Raw genomic sequence first — 6,633 nt, 5'->3', positions numbered from 1 at the left:
GTGGGCGCGAAGCTGGTCGCGGATAAGTTCCTGCAGCCGCAGACGCTGGGCATTCTGCTGCTGGGGGTGATTGCGTTCGGGATTGGGACTGCCGCCGGGGTGCTGATGGCGAAGCTGATGAACGTGTTCAGCAAAAACAAAATCAACCCGCTTATCGGTTCGGCGGGGGTCTCGGCGGTGCCGATGGCGGCCCGCGTATCGAACAAAGTGGGGCTGGAATCAGACCCGCAGAACTTCCTGCTGATGCACGCGATGGGCCCGAACGTGGCGGGGGTAATTGGCTCGGCCATTGCCGCGGGCGTGATGCTGAAATACGTGCTGGCAATGTAAATCTGTTCCTTTCCCGGAGGCGGCGCGTTGCGCCTGTCCGGGCTACCGGATTGCATGGATCTGTAGCCCGGACAGATGCGCAGCATCGCCTCCGGGAATGTCCCATAAGGAGACTTTGATGAATGAAACCATAGCATTTCGTCCGGAAGGCCGGGCATCGACAAAAGATGTGGTTGTCAATTACACGCTGGCGTCACTGGACGAGCTTGAACAACTGCACCCGGCGCTGAATCTGCTGGCGCACCCGTCAATCGTCCGTGGCAGCCATGATTTCTTTGTCCGTTGTTATAACGCGGGCATACAGCATGCGCAGGCCGGGGCGGCTGAAACGGTAGCGGTTTTGCCTGATTCGCTGCCACAAGAACGGCAAAGGAGCGGGCTGCTGTGTGCCGCAGCAGGTCGTCTGGATGCCCTGCGCCAGCCGCTGACGCACAATCGTTTATGTGACCTGGCCAGTCAGTTCTGTGCTGGCATGGCAGATGTTGACAGCGAAACCCGCAGCGGTTTTTATACCGTGCGCAGCATATCGCTGCCGGTTTACCGGCGGCTGTTGCGGGATCAACATTCTCACGGTGTCTGCCTGCAGCAGGCTCTGCTGCACCTGCTGGCCTGGAAGAGCGATTCTCCCTGGGCGCGGCAGCAGGCGCAGCGGCTGCTCTGGCAGGGCGGCGTGCTGGGCGATAAAGGTGAGTTTGCGCTTATGACGCTGGATGATGAACTGCGGGAGCGCCAGATTGAGTGGCCCGGGCTGTGGTCGCTGCTGGCCGTCACCGGGTTTCTGGCGAAATTCCCTGCCGGACCGATATTTGCTGACTGAAAAATGAGGACTGCTGACAATTATCTATTGTGTTGGCATTTCTGCGAGAGGCAGCTAGCGCTTTGCCTGACTTACGAAATGAGAATATCAACAGATTACGTACTTTTTGTAGGTCCGTGGTTGGAACATTGCCACCTGGTTACACGTTGTCAGCAGCCTCAAGCGTGGATGGCTCCACGCTTTTTTTGTCTATGGAAAACCCCCAGCCAGGCCCTGTCTCTTGATCAGGAGATCTGATCAAGAGACAGGGCTATGCCGGAGGATATTTATTGGAAACCGGTGAGATAGGCCACCGTGTCGTTAATCGAAATATAAATAAATATATAACGAAATAATTCGGCGCTATAATTCTCCTCTGATTAATAACGTAGCCCGAACCATGACCTGTCAGGACAAATCACTTTTAGCCCCCGGTTTCGCTTCCACGCCCGTCATTCCGCGCTATCGCCAGCTCATACGCAAACGGGCCGTGCTCATGTTAGCTATTGCGCTGGCGATGATGGCTTCACTGATGGTGGATGTAACCTGTGGGTCTTCTGGTTTACCGCTCAGTGCGCTGTGGCAGGCGCTTTTTCAGCCGGAAAAGGTGAATGCGGGCATACACGTTATTGTCTGGGATATCCGCTTACCCTATGCCCTGATGGCCCTACTGGTTGGCATGGCGTTAGGGTTAGCGGGCGCCGAAATGCAAACCATTTTAAATAATCCGCTGGCGACGCCGTTTACCCTCGGCGTATCGTCCGCGGCGGCTTTTGGCGCTGCGCTGGCGATTGTGCTGGGGATCGGTATTCCCGGTATTCCTGCCGCCTGGTTTATCCCGGCCAATGCGTTCATCTTTGCGCTTTTATCCGCGTTACTCCTGGACGGTATTACCCGTTGGACAGGCGTCGCCGCATCCGGAGTGGTGTTGTTCGGTATTGCGCTGGTATTCACCTTTAACGCGTTGGTCGCCATTATGCAGTTTGTGGCTGATGAAGATACGCTGCAGGGGCTGGTATTCTGGACGATGGGGAGCCTGGTCCGCGCGTCGTGGGAAAAATTGGGCGTACTGGCCGTGGTGTTTATTGCTGTGCTTTTTTGCGCGTTACGAAGCGCCTGGCAACTCACGGCATTACGTCTGGGCGAAGAGAGGGCGATGAGCTTTGGGATTCATGTCCGCCGTTTACGCCTGCTGTCATTGTTGCGTATCAGCTTGTTATCAGCGCTGGCGGTAGCTTTCGTCGGGCCGATTGGTTTTATTGGTCTCGTTGCGCCGCACATTGCGCGAATACTTTTGGGGGAAGATCACCGTTTCTACCTTCCGGGCAGCGTGCTGATAGGCGGGCTGGTGTTATCGCTGGCCTCTATTGCGGCGAAAAATAGTATTCCGGGCGTCATGGTGCCGGTGGGGATTGTCACCTCGCTGGTCGGGGTTCCGTTCTTTTTAAGCATTGTATTGCGACATCGGGGGAGTCTCTGATGCGCGGGTTAATGCTCCGCTCATTTAGCGCCGGCTATTCCACTCAGCCGGTTATTGCAGATCTCAACGTTCCCTTACTGCCGCGCGGGAAAATTACTATTTTGCTGGGGCCGAACGGCTGTGGTAAATCGACGTTACTACGTTCGCTGGCCGGGCTGAATAACGCCGACGGCGAGGCGCTGCTTGATGGCGAAGATCTCATGTCGTTATCGTTTGCCGAGCGGGCGCAGAAAGTTGTGTTTTTGCCGCAGTCATTACCGCAGGGCGTACATCTGCATGTACTGGAGTCGATTATCGTGGTACTGCGGGCATCAGGCGGCAGAGACAATGCGCAGGGCAGAGCGCAGATACTGGCTATCCTTGAGCAATTGGGCATAACGCATCTGGCGTTGCAGTATCTCGACCAGCTTTCCGGCGGTCAGCGGCAGTTAGTGGGTCTGGCGCAATCGCTGATTCGTCGCCCTGAACTTCTGTTGCTGGATGAGCCGCTCAGCGCGCTGGATTTAAACTATCAGTTTCACGTAATGGATCTCGTGCGTCGGGATACCCAGGCGCAAAATAGGGTGACGATAGTCGTGGCGCATGACATTAATATTGCACTGCGTCATGGTGACCATGTCCTGATGCTAAAAGACGGCAGGCTGGTCGCCAGCGGCGCGCCGGAGACGGTGATTACTGCGGAGCGTCTGGCTGAAGTGTACCGGGTACGAGGACGCGTGGAGCGCTGTTCGCAGGGGAAATTGCAGGTGGTGCTGGACGGCGTGATCGCTGTTTAAGACGTATTGCCTGATGGCGCTGCGCTTATCCGGCCTACCCATTGCTCGTAGGCCGGATAAGGCAGTTATACCGCCATCCGGCAAAGGTGATTACTTCGCTTTACCCTGATTCGCCACGGCAGCCGCTTTCGCGGCGATTTCGTCAGCGTTGCCCAGATAGTAATGTTTGAGCGGCTTGAAGTTTTCGTCGAACTCATACACCAGCGGCACGCCGGTCGGGATGTTTAACTCAAGAATCTCATCTTCACTCATGTTATCCAGGTATTTCACCAGCGCACGCAATGAGTTACCGTGAGCGGCGATGATCACGCGCTCACCGCTCTTCATACGCGGCAGGATGGTGTCGTTCCAGTAAGGAATAACGCGGTCGATGGTCAGCGCCAGACTTTCGGTCAACGGCAGCTCTTTCTCGCTCAGTTTGGCATAACGTGGATCGTGACCCGGATAACGCTCATCATCTTTGGTCAGTTCCGGCGGCGTCACGGCAAAACCGCGGCGCCACTGCTTAACCTGCTCGTCACCATATTTTTCTGCCGTTTCCGCTTTATTCAGCCCCTGCAACGCGCCATAGTGACGTTCATTGAGTTTCCAGGATTTTTCCACCGGTAGCCACGCCTGATCCAGTTCATCCAGTACGTTCCACAGCGTATGGATAGCGCGTTTCAGTACGGAAGTGTAGGCAAAATCAAAGCTGAAACCTTCTTCTTTTAGCAGTTTACCCGCTGCTTTTGCTTCGCTTACGCCTTTTTCAGACAGGTCAACATCATACCAGCCGGTGAAACGGTTCTCTTTGTTCCATTGACTTTCACCGTGACGTACCAGAACCAGCTTAGTTACAGCCATACTCTCACTCCTATAAATCATATGTAATGATAATAATTCTCATTATATTGCCGCGAGGTGTTGGCGGCAATGCTTACGCATAACCATAGCGAAAATAGTGGCGCAGTGTAAGGTTCTTGTGAACTCAGAGTTGCGATTTTGTCTTTAAGTGGTGGAGGTTTGAGCAGGGCAATGGCGCGTAGGCCCGATAAGCTTGCGTCATCGGGCATGTAGCGGCATATCGTTAGAACGGAATAAACTGATACTCGGTCAGGCTGGCGTACTCCTCGCCAGGGCGAAGGATACAGTCAGGCTGCGGCCATTCAGGATGATTCGGGCTGTCCGGCAGCAGTTCGCTTTCCAGCGCCAGCCCTTGCCAGTCGGCATAAGGTTCCGGTCCGCGGGAAGGTGTACCCGCCAGATAATTGCCGGAATAAAACTGTAGCGCCGGGGCGGTGGTGTAAACCATCATTTGTAGCTTTCCATCCTGTGACCACAGACGGGCCGCCGGCTTTTTGCCATCACCCTGCGTCTGTAGCAGGAAAGCATGATCGTAGCCTTTAACCTTGCGCTGATCGTCATCGGCGAGAAATTCACTGGCAATGACTTTTGGCATCCGGAAGTCAAACGAGGTATTGGCTACCGATTTTAGCCCCTGGCGTGGAATACCGGATTCATCTACCGGCAGATACTCATCCGCCAGAATTTGCAGCTTATGCTGGCGCACGTCGGTCCGATCGCCGTCCAGATTAAAATAGACGTGGTTGGTCAAATTCACCGGACAGGGTTTATCGACCGTCGCCCGGTAGGTGATGGAGATTCTATTGTCATCGGTCAGACGATATTGCGCCGTGGCGCAAAGATGGCCAGGAAAGCGCTGGTCGCCGTCATCAGAGGTGAGCGCGAATAATACCTGGCGATCGTTCTGGTTCACAATTTGCCAGCGGCGCTTGTCAAAGCCTTCCGGTCCGCCGTGTAGCTGGTTCTCGCCCTGGCTTGGGCTTAACTGTACGGTTTCGCCGGCAAACGTATAACGGCTATTGGCGATACGGTTCGCGTAACGGCCAATAGAGGCGCCGAGGAATGACGTCTGTTCAGGGTAGTGTTCCGGGCTGGCGCAGCCCAGCAATGCTTCCCGAACGCTGCCGTCAGACAGCGGAATACGGGCGGAAAGAAGAGTGGCTCCCCAGTCCATCAGCGTTACCACCATCCCTGCGCTGTTGCGCAGGGTTAGCAGGCGGTACGGTTGACCATCGGGGGCCAGTGCGGGCGTTTCATTTAGCACTGTCCTGCTCCTTGTGACGGTTTGCATACATAAAAGGTTTCTTTGATTCCGGTTTTCGCTTCGTACTGTTGCGCAACGGCCTGCTGCACAGCGGGAACCAGATCTTCCGGGATCAGCGCGACAACACAGCCGCCAAAGCCGCCGCCGGTCATGCGCACGCCGCCTCGATCGCCGATGGTCGCTTTGACGATGTCTACCAGCGTGTCTATCTGCGGGACGGTAATTTCGAAATCATCGCGCATTGAGGCATGGGACTCCGCCATCAGTTGGCCCATACGTTGCAAATCACCTTTCTCCAGCGCGCTTGCCGCTTCAACGGTGCGCGCATTTTCGCTCAATACATGGCGAACGCGTTTTGCGACTACCGGGTCCAGTTCGCTGGCGACGGCATTGAACGCCTCAAGGCTGACATCGCGCAGGGCCGGCTGCTGGAAGAAACGGGCGCCGGTTTCGCACTGTTCACGACGGGTATTATACTCGCTGCCTACCAGCGTGCGCTTAAAGTTACTGTTGATGATCACCACGGCGACACCTTTCGGCATGGAAACCGCTTTGGCGCCGAGCGTACGGCAATCAATCAGCAACGCATGATCTTTTTTGCCGAGCGCAGAGATGAGCTGATCCATAATGCCGCAGTTACAGCCGACAAACTGGTTCTCGGCCTCTTGTCCGTTGAGCGCAATTTGCGCGCCGTCCAGCGGCAGGTGATAAAGCTGCTGGAAGACTGTGCCCACCGCCACTTCCAGCGAGGCGGAGGAGCTTAACCCGGCGCCCTGCGGCACATTGCCGCTGATGACCATATCCACGCCGCCAAACGCGTTGTTACGCTGTTGCAGGTGTTTCACTACGCCGCGCACATAGTTAGACCACTGCTGGCTATCGTGGGTCACGATCGGCGCATCCAGTGAAAATTCGTCCACCTGATTGTCGTAATCGGCGGCAATCACCCGTACGGTACGATCGTTGCGCGGCGCACAGCTAATTACGGTCTGGTAATCAATAGCGCAGGGCAGAACAAAACCATCATTGTAATCAGTGTGCTCGCCGATCAGATTGACGCGGCCTGGCGCCTGAATCGTGTGGGTAGCAGGGTAGCCGAAAATTTCAGCAAACAGCGCGCGCGTTTTCTCTTTCAGATTCATTT

At 55.5% G+C, this 6,633-nt stretch carries 7 protein-coding genes; 4 read left to right on the top strand and 3 right to left on the bottom strand.

The genetic code is table 11. The features are described 5' to 3' along the window. The 4 genes from ACLJTG_RS21370 to ACLJTG_RS21355 form a co-directional block, all read left to right on the top strand. A partial coding sequence (locus ACLJTG_RS21370; protein WP_410959061.1) for a sodium ion-translocating decarboxylase subunit beta occupies positions 1-330 on the top strand: 330 nt, incomplete at its 5' end. A 118-nt stretch (positions 331-448) separates the two neighbouring features. Then, the gene (locus ACLJTG_RS21365; RefSeq protein ID WP_021000079.1) at positions 449-1,147 is read left to right on the top strand and encodes a triphosphoribosyl-dephospho-CoA synthase; all 699 of its coding nucleotides are present in this window, start codon (positions 449-451) and stop codon (positions 1,145-1,147) included. A gap of 379 nt (positions 1,148-1,526) precedes the next feature. Next, a complete protein-coding gene (locus ACLJTG_RS21360) occupies positions 1,527-2,606 on the top strand; it encodes a FecCD family ABC transporter permease (protein WP_000128338.1) in 1,080 nt (359 codons plus the stop codon). Continuing rightward, on the top strand, positions 2,606-3,382 hold the full coding sequence (locus ACLJTG_RS21355) for an ABC transporter ATP-binding protein (RefSeq protein WP_001214710.1): 777 nt from the start codon (positions 2,606-2,608) through the stop codon (positions 3,380-3,382). Before ACLJTG_RS21360 ends, ACLJTG_RS21355 begins: the two co-directional genes overlap by 1 nt. Positions 3,383-3,472: 90 nt before the next feature. Here the strand turns inward: ACLJTG_RS21355 and gpmA are convergent, their stop codons facing one another. From gpmA to galK, 3 genes are all read right to left on the bottom strand, one after another. Then, complete coding sequence (gene gpmA / locus ACLJTG_RS21350) at positions 3,473-4,225, bottom strand: 2,3-diphosphoglycerate-dependent phosphoglycerate mutase (protein ID WP_000301556.1); 753 nt, start codon at positions 4,223-4,225, stop codon at positions 3,473-3,475. 223 nt (positions 4,226-4,448) lie between these two features. After that, positions 4,449-5,489 (bottom strand): galactose-1-epimerase, encoded by a 1,041-nt coding sequence (gene galM, locus ACLJTG_RS21345; RefSeq protein WP_079899210.1) that lies wholly within the window; start codon positions 5,487-5,489, stop codon positions 4,449-4,451. Next, complete coding sequence (gene galK / locus ACLJTG_RS21340) at positions 5,483-6,631, bottom strand: galactokinase (protein WP_079899211.1); 1,149 nt, start codon at positions 6,629-6,631, stop codon at positions 5,483-5,485. Before galK ends, galM begins: the two co-directional genes overlap by 7 nt. Positions 6,632-6,633: the final 2 nt, after the last annotated feature.

Source organism: Salmonella sp. SAL00672, assembly GCF_046552175.1.
Lineage (GTDB): Bacteria > Pseudomonadota > Gammaproteobacteria > Enterobacterales > Enterobacteriaceae > Salmonella > Salmonella enterica.
Note: the sequence above shows the minus strand (reverse complement) of the source record. Positions and strands in the feature narration are given on the sequence as shown.

Coding starts and splice junctions, on each gene's coding strand:
- galK (WP_079899211.1), bottom strand. CDS start 6,631: ATGAATCTGAAAGAGAAAACGCGCGCGCTGTTTGCTGAAATTTTCGGC.
- ACLJTG_RS21360 (WP_000128338.1), top strand. CDS start 1,527: ATGACCTGTCAGGACAAATCACTTTTAGCCCCCGGTTTCGCTTCCACG.
- ACLJTG_RS21365 (WP_021000079.1), top strand. CDS start 449: ATGAATGAAACCATAGCATTTCGTCCGGAAGGCCGGGCATCGACAAAA.
- gpmA (WP_000301556.1), bottom strand. CDS start 4,225: ATGGCTGTAACTAAGCTGGTTCTGGTACGTCACGGTGAAAGTCAATGG.
- ACLJTG_RS21355 (WP_001214710.1), top strand. CDS start 2,606: ATGCGCGGGTTAATGCTCCGCTCATTTAGCGCCGGCTATTCCACTCAG.